Below are 15,726 nucleotides of genomic sequence, written 5' to 3'. Positions count from 1 at the left end.
GGAAACGACGGCGATGTTCGGCTGGATGGTGTGGACCACGCCGGTCGCGGTGTTCTTCGTCTGCGTGGTGCTGATGCTGATCGGCATGACGATCTGGGAGCTGCGCTCGCCGACGCGCCTGCGCAAGGGCTGGCTGCCGATCGCGACCACGCGCGGCGACCGGCTGTTCATCGGGCTGATGTGCGCAGCGTGGATCAACCTCGCCTGGGTCGGACTGGGCGAGGCGATGATGAACTGGTTCTCGCTGCCGGAGGAGCCGTCCGTGTGGATCAGCTTCGTGCTGTCGATGGCCGTACTGGCGCTGGTGATGCGCAAGGGGTGATTTACGGGTGATCCCCGGGGTTGTTCGCTGTGGTTCAGAGGTGCGTCTGGTTGGTATTCGCAGGTAGCGCGGCTCAATCCTTCCCCGGCCGCGACCCGCAACGCTTTCGGGAAGGGCCATTCGAGGAGACATCGATGATAGCGCTGAAGCAACGGGCAAGGCTTGCGGTGAAGCTGGTGGCGGTGGCCGCCGCGCTCGCCTGCGGCCATGCCGCCTGGGCGGGAGAAGCCGAGGCGAAGAAGTGGATCGACAGCGAGTTCCAGCCGTCCTCGCTATCGAAGGACAAGCAGCTGGCCGAGATGAAGTGGTTCATCGACGCGGCCGCCAAGCTCAAGGCCAAGGGCGTGACCCAGGTCAACGTGGTGTCGGAGACGATCACCACACACGAGTACGAGGCCAAGACGCTGGCGCGCGCGTTCGAAGAGATCACCGGCATCAAGGTCAATCACGACCTGATCCAGGAAGGCGACGTGGTCGAGAAGCTGCAGACGTCGATGCAGTCGGGCAAGTCGATCTACGACGGCTGGATCTCCGATTCGGACCTGATCGGCACGCACTACCGCTATGGCGCGATCCTGCCGCTGACCGACTACATGAACGGCGCCGGCAAGGAATTTACCAATCCCGATCTCGACATCAAGGACTTCATCGGCACCAAGTTCACCACCGCGCCGGACGGCAAGCTGTATCAGCTGCCGGACCAGCAGTTCGCCAACCTCTACTGGTTCCGCGCCGACTGGTTCGCCCGCAAGGACCTGCAGGAGAAGTTCAAGGCGAAGTACGGCTACGACCTCGGCGTGCCGACCAACTGGTCCGCCTACGAGGACATCGCCAACTTCTTCACCAACGACGTCAAGGAAATCGACGGCAAGAAGGTCTACGGCCATATGGATTATGGCAAGAAGGACCCGTCGCTGGGCTGGCGCTTCACCGATGCCTGGCTGTCGATGGCCGGCACCGCGGACAAGGGGCTGCCCAACGGCATGCCGGTCGACGAGTGGGGCATCCGCGTGGCCGCGGACAAGTGCACGCCGGTCGGCGCCTCGGTCGCGCGCGGCGGCGCCACCAACAGCCCGGCCGCCGTCTATGCGCTGACCAAGTACGTCGACTGGATGAAGAAGTACGCGCCGCCGCAGGCGATGGGCATGACCTTCTCCGAGGCCGGGCCGGTGCCGGCGCAAGGGCAGGTCGCGCAGCAGATCTTCTGGTACACCGCCTTCACCGCCGACATGACCAAGAAGGGGCTGCCGGTGGTCAACGCGGACGGCTCGCCGAAGTGGCGCATGGCGCCGTCGCCGTATGGCCCGTACTGGAAGCAGGGGATGCAGAACGGCTACCAGGACGTGGGCTCGTGGACCTTCTTCAAGAAGACCGATCCGAACCGCCTCGCGGGCGCCTGGCTCTATGCGCAGTTCGTGACCTCGAAGACCGTGTCGCTGAAGAAGTCGCTGACCGGGCTGACGTTCATTCGCGACAGCGACATCAACCACGAGTACCTGACCAAGAACGCGGCCAAGTACGGCGGGCTGATCGAGTTCTATCGCAGTCCGGCGCGCGTGGCATGGACGCCGACCGGCACCAACGTCCCCGACTATCCGAAGCTGGCCCAGCTGTGGTGGAAGAACGTCGCGACCGCGGTGACCGGCGAGAAGACCCCGCAGGCCGCGATGGACAGCCTGGCCGAGGAAATGGACCAGGTGATGGCGCGGCTGCAGCGCGCGGGCATGGCGACCTGCGCGCCGAAGCTCAATCCCAAGGGGGATGCGGCCAAGTGGCTGTCCGACGAGCACGCGCCGTGGAAGAAGCTGGCCAACGAGAAGCCCAAGGGCGAGACCATCGCCTACGAGAAGCTGCTGCAGGCGTGGAAGGAGGGCAAGGTGCGGTGATGGGGTGGGCCGGCTGACCGGCCCACAGCAGTTCTCCCCTCTCCCGCGTGCGGGAGAGGGGCCGGGGAGAGGGGCCGGGGAGAGGGCCGGGGAGAGGGCAACCACCGCACGCCCGGCTTCAAATTTCCTCCGTTACCTCCGGACACGCCCCCCGCCCAGCCTCTGGTGCATACTACGGCCTTCGCAAAATCCAGCCCCGCGGCAAAGGCCCGCTCCTGCACCCATGAAGCGCATCCTGGTTATCAAGATCACCTCCCTCGGCGATATGGCGCACACGCTGCCGCTGATCTGGGATCTGCGGCACGCCTATCCCGAGGCCAAGATCGACTGGGTCGCCGATGCCTCCTGCGCCGATATCCCGCGCTGGACGGTCGGCGTCGACCGCGTGATCGCGCCGCCGCTGCGCGGCTACAAGAAGTCGAAGCAATGGAAGGACCTGCGCGCGATCCTCGCCGCGGTGCGCGAACTGCGCCGTGAGAAGTACGACGTGGTACTGGACGTGCACGGCGTCTACAAGAGCGCCATCGTCGGCTGGCTGGCCCGCACCCGCCGCCGCTTCGGCTATGCCGCCAGGCACCTGGGAGAAGCGCGTGCCGAGATGTTCTATACCGACATCTTCGCGCCGCATGGCGACGCCACCGCACGCCACAAGATGCGCCTGGTCGCCGCCAAGGCGCTCGGTTACGAGCTCGACCCGAAGGAACACTACGAACTGCGCATCCCGGCTCCGGCCGCGCCACTCAATACCGACGGCGTGCCGCGCGCGATGCTGTTCCACGCGACCTCGCTGGAGATCAAGAAATGGCCGCCGGAACGCTGGATCGCGGTCGGCCGCGAGCTGAACGCCCGCGGCTATCGCGTGCAGCTGCCCTGGGGCTCCCCCGCGGAAAAGGAGCAATCCGAAGTGCTGGCCCGTGGCATCCCGGACGCCGAGGTGCTGCCCAGGATGACGATCACCGAATGCGCCCAGCGCGTCGCCGCCGCGGACCTGGTGATCGGTACCGACACCGGCTTCGTCCACCTTGCCCACGCACTGGGCAAGCCCTCGGTGATGCTGTTCACCGCGACCTCGCGCGAGCACTTCGGTATTTCCGAGCCGGGCCGGGCGGTGTCGATCGGCAATGAAGGCGTGGTGCCGGATGTGCCAGAGGTGATTGGGGCGATTGATCAGGTGACTGGCGGCGGCGTGATGGCTGCGCCTGCGGCGGGGATGCATGCCTTGCCGTCAGGTCTATAACGTCAGCGGCAGCGGCTCCGGGGGCGGTCGAGTTCGATTGTCGTATCAGCGATACGACAATCCGCTATTCATGAAGATTTGAGTGTCGGCGTGTCCGGCCATGATCGAGGATGACGCCATGCCGCCGACGGGATTGGCGGCATGGCGCCTGTCGGCTTACCGCGTGCCGACGAATAGCACTCCCGCCGACCGGTCAGAAGTCGTGCCGGTGGCGATCAGGCTGCGATCCTCCGCGCTGTAATACGCGACGCCGCTCATCTTCTGCCCCGGACGGGCGCACGGCGACGGACCGAAGGTCACGGTGATGTCGTAAGCGTTGCCACGTGCGCGCGGCTTGGCGGCGCCTTCGATCCGGCAGCCGGACGCGCCCGCGCCGCTGATCGTGCCGGAGCTGGCGACGGTGATCGTCGCCGATTCGCCGCCCTCGGGAATCACCGAGGTTCCGCTGTAGGTACCGGCCAGCGTCGCCAGCGACGGCGTCAGCTCGTAGTTCTTGTCGTAGGTGCTGGTGAAGGTCGCGGTCTGGCCCGTCGCCGGATAGCGCACCGTGCCATTCAGATTGCCCTTGGTCGCGTAGGTGCCGTTGATGGCCACATCGAAAATACCACGCGACGTCACGCTGAAGTCCTTGCCGTCGTTCGACGAGAAGTTGCCATTGGCGGCACTGAGCTTGCCCTGGATCACGCCGAGCGAGATCGGCGCCAACGAGGTGTAGATCACGTAGTAGGTGCCGTCGTCGAGCACCAGGCCGGCGATGTCCTGGTTCGCCGAGGTCTTGCCCGTGTACAGGCCTTCGGCGGGGGAGGTGGCCGGTTGCGGCGCGGGGCCGTCGTCGTCGCCACCGCCACCGCCGCAAGCGGCGAGGGCCAGTGCCATGGAAGCAATCAGCAGGGTCTTGTTCATGGAATTCTCGAAGGGTTGTCTTTGTTGTTCTATCGGGATGGCGCCCCGGCATTGCACCGGGGCGCGGCAATCCTAGAGGCTGCCGGCGGCGCCTGCTATTCCCGATTGGTGGGGTATTGCGCTTTCCCGCGAATGGGGCCAGACGGCGCCGGTGGTTGTTGACGGCCGGCATTCGACATAGGATCGGTCCGGTTCAGCGGCCGGGCGTCCAGGCCCGTCCTTGACAGGCTCGACTTGTGACGTTGGGGGTGAATACGATGGCAACGAACAAAACGCCTGCGAAACCGGTGAACGCCGCGGCGAAGCCGGCAAGAAACTCCCCGGCAAAACCGGCCGACGAATCGGCCCAGAAATCGGCCCAGAAATCGGCCCAGAAATCGGCCAATAAATCGGCGCATAAGCCGCCCGCCGACGGCAAGCCGGTCCTGCTGTCGGGCGGCAATCCGCAGATCCCGAAGGGCGACGGCGATGCCCCGGTGCAGGCCTACATCGCCGCCATGCCGGACTGGAAGCGTGAGGTCGGCGAAAAGCTTGACGCGCTGATCGTGCGCACCGTGCCGGACGTCCGCAAGGCGGTGAAATGGAATTCGCCGTTCTATGGCGTGGAAGGGCAGGGCTGGTTTCTCAGCTTCCACTGCTTCACGCGGTACGTGAAGGTGGCCTTTTTCAAAGGATCGTCGCTGCGCCCGCTGCCGCCCGGGGAATCGAAGGACCCGAATACGCGGTATCTCGACATTTACCAAACCGACGAGATCGACGAGAAGCGGGTGGGGGACTGGATACGGCAGGCGGCAGAATTGCCGGGATGGGTGCCTTGAGGTGGATCAGGGCAAAATCAAGGCCAAATCAAGACCAAAAGAAAAAGGCCCTCGACGTTCGTCTGAGGGCCTTTTTCATGCGGTGTCCCGCGAATCTGGTGGGTGGTACAGGGATTGAACCTGTGACCCCTGCCGTGTGAAGGCAGTGCTCTACCGCTGAGCTAACCACCCCTGCCGCTGCGCTTGAACTGCCGTGCAGCAGAGAAAGCGAGATTATGTCAGGACCTTTGTATCTTGTAAAGCCCTTCGGCGAATTTTTTGCCTCCGGACCCTGGCTCCCGGCTCGCGGCCAGGCGTCATGCCGCCTCTTCCAGTTGCGGCGCCTCCTGCCATACCGTCTTGCCGCCGCTGGCCTTGTCCAGCTCCTTCAGCACCGCGGCGTGCGCCGCCAGTTCGTCCTCGGTCGGTTCCAGCACCGGCAGGCGCAGCGCCGACAGGTCGGTGGTGGCAACCGCGGCAGGCCCGGCGCCCGCGCTGGCGTCCATCATGTCGATCACCAGCGAGTTCTGGCCGCGCGTCATCGCCAGATAGACCTCGGCCAGCAGCTCCGCATCCAGCAGTGCGCCGTGCAGCGTCCGGTGCGCATTGCTGACGCCGAGCCGTTCGCACAGCGCGTCGAGCGAGTTGCGCTTGCCGGGGAACATCTGGCGCGCTTCGAGCAGCGTATCGATCACGCTTGCCACATGCTTGCGGAAGGGCGGCAGGCCCAGCAACTGGAATTCCATGTCGAGGAACCCGAGGTCAAACGCGGCGTTGTGAATGATCAGCTCGGCGTCCTGCACGAAATCGCGGATCTCGTGGACCACCTCGGCGAACTTGGGCTTGTCCGCCAGGAATTCGACCGTCAGGCCGTGCACCGCGATCGCGCCGGCGTCGATGTCGCGCTCCGGGTTGATATAGAAATGCAGGTTGCGTCCGGTGAGCCGCCGGTTGACCAGCTCGACGCAGCCGATTTCGATCAGCCGGTCGCCGGTGGCGGCGTTCAGGCCCGTGGTTTCGGTGTCCAGTACGATTTGTCGCATGGCGGGCATTCTACTCAACCTGGGCGCCGGTGAGCGAGGCGACACCGCGATTGGCCAGCGCATCGGCCCGTTCGTTGCCCGGGTGGTCGTTGTGGCCGCGTACCCAGTGCCACGAGATGTCGTGCTCGGCCGCGGCGGCGTCGAGCGCCTGCCACAGGTCGGCGTTCTTGACGGGCTTCTTCTCCGCGGTCTTCCAGCCGCGCGCCTTCCAGCCGCGGATCCATTCGGAGATGCCTTTCTGCACGTACTGGGAGTCGGTCCAGACCTGCACCTTGCAAGGCCGCTTCAGCGCGCGCAGCGCCTCGATGACGGCGGTCAGCTCCATCCGGTTGTTGGTGGTATTGGCCTCGCCGCCGAACATCTCCTTGACGTGGCCATTGGCGAGCAGCACGGCGCCCCAGCCGCCGGGGCCGGGATTGCCTTTGCAGGCGCCATCGGAATAGATCGTGACTTCTTGCATCGATGAACGGTGGGAACCGGTGCGGCGGGACGTCGCCGGCGCCGGGTGTCCGCCGGGGCGAACGGGTTGGAATCGGTCCGAGCGGGCGGTGCTCGGGAATGGGCTGGTCAGGCAGGTTGGGGCGCGCGCCTCACGTCTTCTCTTCGTCGGGGGACTTGCCGTGCGTGCCGTTCGGCGTGGCGACCGGCGCCGCCACCGGGGCCAGCGCGGCCTTGGGCGTCTTCCAGGCGGGCCCGACCAGGCGGATGTTGCGCACCCGCTTGACCGCCGACAGCATATAGACCGCGCCGAAGATTGGCCACCAGCGATCGCCGGCCTTCTCCATGAAGGCGGCCCGCTGCAGCCAGCGGTCGGTGCGGTAGGGCGGGCAATAGCAGCCGAAGCGGCCGCGGATGATATCGAAGCCGAGCAGCTTGAGCCAGTCCTTGATGCGGACGAACCCGATCGACTGGGCGTCGGTCGGCAGGAAGGGGTCGGCGCCGAGCCGGTTCAGGCCCTGCCGTGCGCCCCACAGGCTCATCGGGTTGAAGCAGGACACCACCACGCGTCCCTCGGGCATCAGCACGCGCGAGACCTCGCGCAGCACCTCGTGCGGATCCTCGGAGAATTCGAGCACATGGGGCAGCGTGACCAGGTCCAGGCTCTGCGTATCGAAGGGCAGTTCGTCGAAGCGGCACAGCAGCTGGGGGCCGGGGGCGATGCCGCTTTCCGCGGCGCGCGGACCGTGCGGGCCGCTGCGGGCGTCCAGCGCGAGCGCGCCGAACGGCATGCGGTTCTCGCGCAGCGTGTCCAGCACCGGCATGCCGAGCTGGACCGCGTGGTAGCCGAAGATGTCGGCCACGGTGCGGTCGTACTGGCCTTCCTCCCAGCGCAGCATGTACTGGCCGGGCGGGGAGGCCAGCCAGTTTTCCCAATCTATAATCGGACGCTTGGACATAGGAGCACGTATGTTGAGGGTGGAGCCGATCCCCGCTTTCCAGGATAACTATATCTGGGCGATCGACGACGGTCATGCCGCCGCCGTGGTCGATCCGGGCGACGCCGCGCCGGTGCTCGCCTATCTGGCGCGGACGGGGCTGGTCCTGGGCGCCATTGTAATCACCCACCACCATGCCGATCACCAGGGCGGCGTGGCCGACCTGCTGGCGGCCTATCCGGCCGGACCCGACGGCGAACCGATGCCGGTGATCGGGCCGGCCGCCGAGCGCATCGGCCATCGTACCCGCGCGGTGCGCGAGGGCGACGAGGTCGAACTGAAGGCGCCGGCGCTGCGGCTGCGGGCGCTCGAGGTGCCCGGCCACACCGCCGGACATATCGCCTACACCGGCGAGCTGCCCGGCATCGGGCCCGTGGTGTTCTGCGGCGACACGATGTTCGCCAGCGGCTGCGGGCGGCTGTTCGAGGGCACGCCGGCACAGATGCTGGCCTCGCTCGACAAGCTGGCCGCGCTGCCCGCCGAGACCCGCGTCTATTGCGCCCACGAGTATACGCGCAGCAATGTGCGCTTCGCCCGCGCGGTGGAGCCGGACAACGCCGCGCTGGCCGCCTGGGACGCGCGGGTCGAGGCGCTGCGCGCCGCGGGCGCGCCGACCGTGCCGACCACCGTCGGCCATGAGCGGGCGGTCAATCCCTTCCTGCGTTCCCGTGACCCCGCGGTGCGCCAGGCGCTGGCCCGTCAGGGCGCTGCCGCCGCGGACGATGCCGGAGCCTTCGGCGCGCTGCGCGCCTGGAAGGACGGCTTTCGCTGACGGATGCACCGCCGATCCGTCTGCCCGACCGCCCGCGCCTGGGCGAAAAGCGGAAAATCCAATTGACGCAAGAACCGCTTTGTCTTTAGGATCAGCCAATTTTTAGCGTCACGATCCGAGAACTTGATGAGAATTGGTCGATACCTGGCGGCCGTAGCCTGTGCGGCGCTGCTGGCGGCTTGCGCCAGCACGCCCGTCCCGCCTGATGAAGCCGGCACGGCCGGCTCGCCGACCGCCCTGGCCTCCGCCACCAAGCCCAAGACCGGCCTTCCCCCCACCGATCCGCTCAATTCGATCCACCTGCCGCCGACCATCGCGCGCGAGACCGCGCCGATCAATGTCGACGAAGACAGGATCGACTGGACGTTGGGCCAGTCGCAGGATATCTGGGTGCGCATCCGTCGCGGCTTTTCGATGCCGGACCTGGAAGGCACGCTGGTCGAGGACCGCACGCAGTGGTATGCGGCGCGGCCTGACTATATGGAGCGGATGATCGCGCGGTCGAGCAAATACCTGTACCACATCGTCGCCGAGCTCGAACGCCGCAACATGCCGACCGAGCTGGCGCTGCTGCCCTTCGTCGAGAGCGCCTTCAATCCCGAGGCGGTGTCGAGCGCGAAGGCGGCCGGCATGTGGCAGTTCATCCCGAGCACCGGCAAGCACTACAACCTGAAGCAGAACATGTTCCGCGACGAGCGCCGCGATGTGCTGGCCTCGACCGAAGCGGCGCTGGACTACCTGAGCCGGCTGCATGACATGTTCGGCGACTGGCATCTGGCGCTGGCGGCGTACAACTGGGGCGAGGGCGCGGTGTCGCGGGCGATCGCGCGCAACGAGGCGCGCGGGCTGCCGACCGACTACGCCAGCCTGACGATGCCCAACGAGACGCGCTACTACGTGCCGAAGCTGCAGGCGGTCAAGAACATCGTCAGCAACCCGGCCAGCTATGGCGTCACGCTGCCGCCGATTCCGGACCATCCGTATTTCGTCACGGTGACGACCTCGCGCGATATCGACGTGACGCTGGCGGCCAAGCTGGCCAACATGCCGCTGGAGGAATTCCGCGCGCTCAATCCGTCGTTCAACAAGCCGGTGATCCTCGGTGCGTCGAACCCGCAGATCCTGCTGCCGTTCGAGAATGCCGAGCGTTTCCAGTACAACCTGAACACCTATCGCGGCGGGCTGTCGAGCTGGACCGCGGTGACGGTGGACGGGCGCGAGCGTGTCGAATCGCTGGCGGCCCGGCTGAACGTCGATCCGGACACGCTGCGCGAGATCAACCGGATTCCGAAGGGCATGCGTCTGAAGCCGGGCTCGACCGTGATGATTCCGCGCTCGGGCCGCCATACCGAGGACATCAGCGCCAAGCTGGCGGACAACGCGATCCTGGCGATGGAGCCGGACCTGCCCGAAGCGCGCCGGCTGGTGGTGCGCGCGGGCAAGCGCGACACGGTCGCCTCGGTGGCGCGCCGCTATGGCGTGTCGGTCAGCCAGGTCCGGGCATGGAACAAGCTGTCCGGCTCCAAGCTGGTGGCCGGCCAGAGCCTGGTGCTGAACGTGCCGGTCAAGCGCGCGCGAGCGATCGCCGAGCGCGACGACGAGGTGCGGGTGATCCGCGTATCGGGCAAGGGCGGCCGCGCCGTCAACGCCCGCCAGCGCGTGGTGGTCGAACCGCACGGCAAGGCGGTGCGGGCCTCGTCGAGAGCGTCCGCCAAGGCCAGCGTCAAGGCCAGTGTCAAGGCCAGCACCGGGGCCTCCTCCGGCCGGGCCAGCGCCAAGGCCAGCGCGGCGCCCAAGGCGAAGGCGAAGGGCAAGGCGCGCTGATGGTCGCTGACGGTCGCTGACGGTCGCGGACGGTCGCGAGCGGCGCGGCACCGCAGCAGCCACCGGGAAGGGGCATGCCAAAGGGCGTGCCCCTTTTCTCTTTGGGCGCGGCCGGTCCGGCCAGCCAGGCGGGTGACCTTGTGGACATTGCGGATGGCGAAGCCGGTGCCGGTGGTGGCAAACTGGCGGTCCAACGATAACCGCCGCCCCAGCGGAGGAGACAGCAATGGCCACCACCCGCGCCCTGCACGCGCGTTCCCTCGTCGATCCCGACGCCTTCTGGGCCGAGCAGGCCCGCCGCATCGATTGGCAGACCCCCTGCGAACAGGTCCTCGACTACAGCCGGCCGCCATTTGCGCGCTGGTTCGTCGGCGGCCGCACCAATCTCTGCCATAACGCGGTCGACCGGCACCTGGCCAAGCGGGCCGAGCAGCCGGCCCTGGTCCATGTCTCCACCGAAACCGGCCAGCGCCGCAGCTACAGCTATCGCGAACTGCATGCCGAGGTCAACCGCATGGCCGCCGTGCTGCTGGCGCTGGGCGTGCGGCAGGGCGACCGCGTGCTGATCTACATGCCGATGATTCCCGAGGCGGTGTTCGCGATGCTGGCCTGCACGCGCATCGGCGCGGTGCATTCGGTGGTGTTCGGCGGCTTTGCCTCGGTCAGCCTGGCCGCGCGCATCGACGATGCGCGGCCGCGCGTGGTGGTCAGCGCCGATGCCGGCTCGCGCGGCGGCAAGGTCGTGCCCTACAAGCCGCTGCTCGACGAGGCGCTGCGGCTCGCGCAGAACCCGCCCGACAAGGTGCTGCTGGTCGACCGCGGCCTCGCGCCGATGGAACGGACCCCCGGCCGCGACGAGGACTACCTGGCCTGGCGCGAGCGCGTCGGCGCGACGCAGGTGCCATGCGAATGGCTTGAATCGAGCGCGCCGTCGTACATCCTCTATACCTCCGGCACCACCGGCAAGCCCAAGGGCGTGCAGCGCGACACCGGCGGCTACGCGGTCGCGCTGGCCACGTCGATGGAGACCATCTTCTGCGGCAAGCCCGGCGACACGATGTTCTGCACCTCCGACATCGGCTGGGTGGTCGGCCACAGCTATATCGTCTACGGTCCGCTGCTGGCCGGCATGACGACGCTGCTGTACGAGGGCACGCCGGTGCGGCCCGATGCCGGCATCCTGTGGCAGCTGGTCGAGCAGTACCGCGTCAACGTGATGTTCAGCGCGCCGACCGCGATCCGCGTGCTGAAGAAGCAGGACCCGTCCTGGTTGACCCGCTACGACCTGTCGAGCCTGCGCATGCTGTTCCTGGCCGGCGAGCCGCTGGACGAGCCGACCGCCAGCTGGATCCAGTCCGCGATCAACAAGCCGGTGGTCGACAACTACTGGCAGACCGAGACCGGCTGGCCGATCATCGCGCTGCAGCACGGCATCGAGGCGCTGCCCGCCAAGCTGGGCTCGCCGGGGCTGCCCGTGTACGGGTACGACGTGCGCATCGTCGACGAGCAGACCGGCGCCGAATGCGCACCGGGGCAGAAGGGCGTGGTGGCGATCGAGGGGCCGCTGCCGCCCGGCTGCATGAGCACCGTCTGGGGCGACGACGAGCGCTTCGTCAAGACCTACTGGTCCGGCTTTCCCGACAAGCAGCGCTACTCGACCTTCGACTGGGGCGTGCGCGACGAGGACGGCTATCTGTTCATCCTTGGGCGTACCGACGACGTGCTGAACGTGGCCGGCCACCGGCTGGGCACGCGCGAGATCGAGGAAAGCATCGCCTCGCACCCGGCGGTGGCGGAGGTCGCGGTGGTGGGTGTCGCCGATCCGCTGAAGGGGCAGGTCGCGCTGGCGGTCTGCATCCTGCGCGATGCCGGGCGCGCCGCCACGCCGCAAGACCGCATGACGCTGGAGGGAGAGATCATGCAGACGGTGGACCGCCAGCTCGGCGCGGTGGCACGGCCCGCCCGCGTGGTGTTCGTCGGCGCGCTGCCGAAGACGCGCTCCGGCAAGCTGCTGCGCCGCGCGATCCAGGCGGTGGCGGAAGGGCGCGACCCCGGGGACCTGACGACCATCGAGGACCCGTCGGCGCTGGCGCAGTTCCGGGAGGCCCTGCAGGGCTGACCCGGCCGCGGGCAGGCGGCGCCACAGAGCCATGCTGCAGGGGCCGCTTGCCAAGCGGGCCGCCTCGCCCTATTATTTTAAGCATAAAATATTTAGGGCTGTATTGATTACGGCACAGCGCCGGCGAATCGGTACCACGGCGGCAGGGCGGCAGCGGCCATCACGCCGCGAGGAGACGACAGATGCGAATACTGTGTATTGGCGGCGGACCGGCCGGCCTGTATTTCGGCCTGCTGATGAAGCGGCAGGACCCGCGCCATGAGGTAATCGTGGTCGAGCGCAACCGCCCCTACGACACCTTCGGCTGGGGCGTGGTGTTCTCCGACGCCACCATGGACAACCTGCGCGAGGCCGATGCGGAAAGCGCGCGCGAGATCGACGCGGCCTTCAATCACTGGGACGACATCGATATCCATTTCCGCGGCCGCACGATGCGTTCGAGCGGGCACGGCTTCATCGGCATCGGCCGCAAGCGCCTGCTGAACATCCTGCAGGCCCGCTGCGAGGGGCTTGGCGTGGAGCTGGTGTTCGAGACCGACGTGCAGGACGACCAGGCGCTGGCCGAGCAGTACCGCGCCGATCTGGTGATCGCCTCCGACGGCGTCAACAGCCGCGTGCGCACCCGCTACGCGCAGACTTTCGCGCCGGACATCGATACGCGCCAGTGCCGTTTCGTCTGGCTTGGCACGAAAAAGCGCTTCGACGCCTTCACGTTCGCCTTCGAGCAGACCGAGCACGGCTGGTTTCAGGCGCACGCCTACCGCTTCGACGACGACACCTCGACCTTCATCGTCGAGACTCCCGAATCGGTCTGGCGTGCCGCCGGCATCGAGCAGATCGACCAGCAGCAGGGCATCGCCTACTGCGAGCGGCTGTTCGCGAAATATCTCGATGGCCAGCCGCTGATCAGCAATGCCACGCACCTGCGCGGCTCGGCCAACTGGATCCGCTTCAACCGCGTGATCTGCAACACCTGGGTCCACTGGAACACGCTGGCGGGCGGCCGCCGCGTGCCGGTGGTGCTGATGGGCGATGCCGCGCACACCGCGCATTTCTCGATCGGCTCCGGCACCAAGCTGGCGCTGGAGGATGCGATCGATCTGGCCACCAATCTGCGCGGCCTGGCGCAACCGGGTGCGGACGCGCTGGACGAGGCGCTGCGCCGCTACGAGGCCGTCCGCAGCGTCGAGGTGCTGAAGATCCAGAACGCCGCACGCAATTCCACCGAATGGTTCGAGAACGTCGAGCGCTACGCGCGGCTGGCGCCCGAGCAGTTCGCCTATTCGCTGCTGACGCGCTCGCAGCGGATCTCGCACGAGAACCTGCGGCTGCGCGACCGCGGCTATGTCGAGGACTACGAGCGCTGGCTGGCGCGCCAGGCCGGCGTGCCCGAGGAAAGCCTGCGCGCGCACGACGGCGCCTTGCCGCCGATGTTCACGCCTTACCGCGTGCGCGGCCTGACGCTGAAGAACCGCGTGGTGGTGTCGCCGATGGCGATGTATTGCTGCGTCGATGGCGTGCCCGGCGACTTCCATCTGGTGCATCTGGGCGCGCGCGCCCAGGGCGGTGCCGGCCTGGTGATGGCCGAGATGACCTGCGTGTCGCCGGACGCGCGCATCACGCCGGGATGCCCGGGTTTGTGGAATGACGAACAACGCGACGCGTGGCGCCGCATCGTCGATTTCGTCCATGCGGGCACGGGGCTGGCCGGCGGCGCGCGCATCGGCATGCAACTGGGCCATGCCGGCCGCAAGGGCTCGACCCAGCTCGGCTGGCAGGCGATGGACCATCCGCTGCCCGAGGGCAACTGGCCGCTGATCTCGGCCTCGCCGCTGCCGTATCTGCCCGGCATCTCGCAGGTGCCGCGTGCGATGACGCGCGAGGACATGGATCGCGTGCGCGACGATTTCGTCGCCGCGGCGCGGCGCGCGGCCGAGGCCGGCTTCGACTGGCTGGAGCTGCATTGCGCGCACGGCTATCTGCTGTCGTCGTTCATCTCGCCGCTGACCAACCGGCGCGACGACGAGTACGGCGGCTCGCTGGCCAACCGGCTGCGCTATCCGCTCGAGGTGTTCGCCGCGGTGCGCGAAGTCTGGCCGTCGCAGCGGCCGATGTCGGTGCGCATTTCCGCGCACGACTGGGTCGAGGGCGGCATCACGCCCGACGATGCGGTCGAGATCGCGCGCGCCTTCAAGGCGGCCGGCGCGGACCTGATCGACTGCTCGTCGGGGCAGGTCAGTCCCGACCAGGCGCCCGTCTATGGCCGCATGTACCAGACGCCGTTCGCCGACCGCATCCGCAACGAGGCAGGCATTCCGACCATCGCGGTTGGCGCGATCTCCGAGGCCGATCACGTCGACAGCATCATCGCCGCGGGCCGCGCCGACCTGTGCGCGATCGCGCGCCCGCATCTGGCCGATCCGGCCTGGACACTGCACCAGGCCGCGCAGCTGGGCTATCGGCCGGTCGACTGGCCGGTGCAATACCAGGCCGGCAAGCGGCAACTGGAGACCAACCTCGAACGCGCCGCCGCGCTGGCGGGGGCGCGATGAACGCCGATCGTTCGTCGTTGCCGCTGCAGGGCCGCCACGCGCTGGTCACGGGCGGGGCGCGCGGCATTGGCGCCGCCATCGCCGGACGCCTGCTGGCCGAGGGCGCCAGCGTGACGCTGCTGGGCCGCGACGGCGACGCGCTGGCGCGCGCCGCGGAGCGACTTGGGCACGATCATCCCGGTGCGCGGCTGCACGGGGTGCAGGCCGATGTCGCCGATGCCGGCAGTGTGGCCCGCGCGTTCGACGCCGCGGCGCAGGCGCTGGGACCGATCGCCGTGCTGGTCAACAACGCCGGCCAGGCGCACAGCGCGCCGATCGCGAAGACCGATCTGGCGCTGTGGCGCCGCATGCTCGATGTGAACCTGACCGGCACCTTCCTGTGCACGCAGGCCGCGCTGCCCGCGATGCGCGACGCCGGCTGGGGCCGTGTGGTCAATGTGGCCAGCACCGCCGCGCTGACCGGCTATGCCTATGTGACGGCCTACTGCGCGGCCAAGCACGGCGTGCTCGGCCTGACGCGCGCGCTGGCGCTGGAGCTGGCGCGCAGCGGCGTCACCGTCAATGCGGTGTGCCCCGGCTATACCGATACCGACATCGTGCGCGAGGCGGTCGCCAATATCGTCGGCAAGACGGGCCGCACCGAAGCGCAGGCGCGCGCCGAACTGGCCGGCCGCAATCCGCAGCGCCGGCTGGTGGATCCGGACGAAGTGGCCGACGCGGTCGCCTGGCTATGCCGGCCGTCGGCCAGCGCGATCACCGGGCAGGCCATCGCGGTGGCGGGCGGCGAGGTGATGGCGGGCTGAACGGATATTTCCCGGCGACCCACGACGAACCC

At 67.9% G+C, this 15,726-nt stretch carries 13 protein-coding genes and 1 tRNA gene; 9 read left to right on the top strand and 5 right to left on the bottom strand.

Annotation, left to right across the window (positions count from 1 at the left end; all coding sequences use genetic code 11):
- Positions 1-13: 13 nt before the first annotated feature.
- The 3 genes from LRR16_RS16240 (at position 14) to waaC (ending at position 3,445) form a co-directional block, all read left to right on the top strand.
- Complete coding sequence (locus LRR16_RS16240; protein WP_174107149.1) at positions 14-322, top strand: DUF2160 domain-containing protein; 309 nt, start codon at positions 14-16, stop codon at positions 320-322.
- Positions 323-456: 134 nt separating this feature from the next.
- The gene (locus tag LRR16_RS16235) at positions 457-2,208 is read left to right on the top strand and encodes an ABC transporter substrate-binding protein (RefSeq protein WP_232206512.1); all 1,752 of its coding nucleotides are present in this window, start codon (positions 457-459) and stop codon (positions 2,206-2,208) included.
- A gap of 223 nt (positions 2,209-2,431) precedes the next feature.
- Complete coding sequence (gene waaC, locus LRR16_RS16230) at positions 2,432-3,445, top strand: lipopolysaccharide heptosyltransferase I (protein ID WP_232206511.1); 1,014 nt, start codon at positions 2,432-2,434, stop codon at positions 3,443-3,445.
- A 156-nt stretch (positions 3,446-3,601) separates the two neighbouring features.
- Here the strand turns inward: waaC and LRR16_RS16225 are convergent, their stop codons facing one another.
- Positions 3,602-4,348, bottom strand: coding sequence for a hypothetical protein (locus LRR16_RS16225; protein WP_232206510.1), 747 nt, complete (start codon positions 4,346-4,348; stop codon positions 3,602-3,604).
- Positions 4,349-4,605: 257 nt separating this feature from the next.
- Here LRR16_RS16225 and LRR16_RS16220 point away from each other — a divergent pair, with 257 nt between their 5' ends.
- Entirely contained in the window at positions 4,606-5,166 is a 561-nt protein-coding gene (locus LRR16_RS16220; RefSeq protein ID WP_370646831.1) for a DUF1801 domain-containing protein, read from the top strand.
- Between the two features lie 96 nt (positions 5,167-5,262).
- On the opposite strand, the gene LRR16_RS16215 is transcribed toward LRR16_RS16220, so the two are convergent.
- From LRR16_RS16215 to LRR16_RS16200, 4 genes are all read right to left on the bottom strand, one after another.
- A tRNA-Val gene (locus LRR16_RS16215) sits at positions 5,263-5,337 on the bottom strand.
- Positions 5,338-5,462: 125 nt separating this feature from the next.
- Positions 5,463-6,188 carry a DNA polymerase III subunit epsilon gene (dnaQ, locus tag LRR16_RS16210; protein ID WP_232206509.1) on the bottom strand — a complete coding sequence of 242 codons (726 nt, stop codon included), beginning with the start codon at positions 6,186-6,188 and terminating at the stop codon, positions 5,463-5,465.
- A gap of 10 nt (positions 6,189-6,198) precedes the next feature.
- Positions 6,199-6,648, bottom strand: a complete 450-nt coding sequence (gene rnhA / locus LRR16_RS16205; RefSeq protein WP_232206508.1) for a ribonuclease HI — start codon at positions 6,646-6,648, stop codon at positions 6,199-6,201.
- A gap of 130 nt (positions 6,649-6,778) precedes the next feature.
- Positions 6,779-7,585, bottom strand: coding sequence for a class I SAM-dependent methyltransferase (locus tag LRR16_RS16200; RefSeq protein ID WP_232206507.1), 807 nt, complete (start codon positions 7,583-7,585; stop codon positions 6,779-6,781).
- Between the two features lie 10 nt (positions 7,586-7,595).
- Between LRR16_RS16200 and gloB the strand changes: the two genes are divergently transcribed.
- From gloB to LRR16_RS16175, 5 genes are all read left to right on the top strand, one after another.
- Positions 7,596-8,396: a hydroxyacylglutathione hydrolase gene (gloB, locus tag LRR16_RS16195; protein ID WP_232206506.1), complete on the top strand. Its 801-nt coding sequence runs from the start codon at positions 7,596-7,598 to the stop codon at positions 8,394-8,396.
- Positions 8,397-8,522: 126 nt separating this feature from the next.
- Positions 8,523-10,220 (top strand): transglycosylase SLT domain-containing protein, encoded by a 1,698-nt coding sequence (locus tag LRR16_RS16190; RefSeq protein WP_006578184.1) that lies wholly within the window; start codon positions 8,523-8,525, stop codon positions 10,218-10,220.
- Between the two features lie 226 nt (positions 10,221-10,446).
- On the top strand, positions 10,447-12,339 hold the full coding sequence (locus LRR16_RS16185; RefSeq protein WP_232206505.1) for a propionate--CoA ligase: 1,893 nt from the start codon (positions 10,447-10,449) through the stop codon (positions 12,337-12,339).
- Positions 12,340-12,521: 182 nt separating this feature from the next.
- On the top strand, positions 12,522-14,891 hold the full coding sequence (locus LRR16_RS16180; protein ID WP_232206504.1) for a bifunctional salicylyl-CoA 5-hydroxylase/oxidoreductase: 2,370 nt from the start codon (positions 12,522-12,524) through the stop codon (positions 14,889-14,891).
- On the top strand, positions 14,888-15,694 hold the full coding sequence (locus LRR16_RS16175) for an SDR family NAD(P)-dependent oxidoreductase (protein ID WP_232206503.1): 807 nt from the start codon (positions 14,888-14,890) through the stop codon (positions 15,692-15,694). Before LRR16_RS16180 ends, LRR16_RS16175 begins: the two co-directional genes overlap by 4 nt.
- Positions 15,695-15,726: the final 32 nt, after the last annotated feature.

Source organism: Cupriavidus sp. UGS-1, from assembly GCF_021213615.1.
Lineage (GTDB): Bacteria > Pseudomonadota > Gammaproteobacteria > Burkholderiales > Burkholderiaceae > Cupriavidus.
The sequence above is the reverse complement of the archived record's forward strand: the minus strand, read 5'-3'. Positions and strand labels throughout refer to the sequence as shown.

Bases quoted from the DNA above. Each gene is read 5' to 3' on its own strand.
- LRR16_RS16220 (WP_370646831.1), top strand. From the start codon at position 4,606: ATGGCAACGAACAAAACGCCTGCGAAACCGGTGAACGCCGCGGCGAAG.
- LRR16_RS16235 (WP_232206512.1), top strand. From the start codon at position 457: ATGATAGCGCTGAAGCAACGGGCAAGGCTTGCGGTGAAGCTGGTGGCG.
- LRR16_RS16175 (WP_232206503.1), top strand. From the start codon at position 14,888: ATGAACGCCGATCGTTCGTCGTTGCCGCTGCAGGGCCGCCACGCGCTG.
- waaC (WP_232206511.1), top strand. From the start codon at position 2,432: ATGAAGCGCATCCTGGTTATCAAGATCACCTCCCTCGGCGATATGGCG.
- dnaQ (WP_232206509.1), bottom strand. From the start codon at position 6,188: ATGCGACAAATCGTACTGGACACCGAAACCACGGGCCTGAACGCCGCC.
- gloB (WP_232206506.1), top strand. From the start codon at position 7,596: ATGTTGAGGGTGGAGCCGATCCCCGCTTTCCAGGATAACTATATCTGG.
- LRR16_RS16180 (WP_232206504.1), top strand. From the start codon at position 12,522: ATGCGAATACTGTGTATTGGCGGCGGACCGGCCGGCCTGTATTTCGGC.
- rnhA (WP_232206508.1), bottom strand. From the start codon at position 6,648: ATGCAAGAAGTCACGATCTATTCCGATGGCGCCTGCAAAGGCAATCCC.
- LRR16_RS16240 (WP_174107149.1), top strand. From the start codon at position 14: ATGTTCGGCTGGATGGTGTGGACCACGCCGGTCGCGGTGTTCTTCGTC.
- LRR16_RS16225 (WP_232206510.1), bottom strand. From the start codon at position 4,348: ATGAACAAGACCCTGCTGATTGCTTCCATGGCACTGGCCCTCGCCGCT.
- LRR16_RS16190 (WP_006578184.1), top strand. From the start codon at position 8,523: ATGAGAATTGGTCGATACCTGGCGGCCGTAGCCTGTGCGGCGCTGCTG.
- LRR16_RS16185 (WP_232206505.1), top strand. From the start codon at position 10,447: ATGGCCACCACCCGCGCCCTGCACGCGCGTTCCCTCGTCGATCCCGAC.
- LRR16_RS16200 (WP_232206507.1), bottom strand. From the start codon at position 7,585: ATGTCCAAGCGTCCGATTATAGATTGGGAAAACTGGCTGGCCTCCCCG.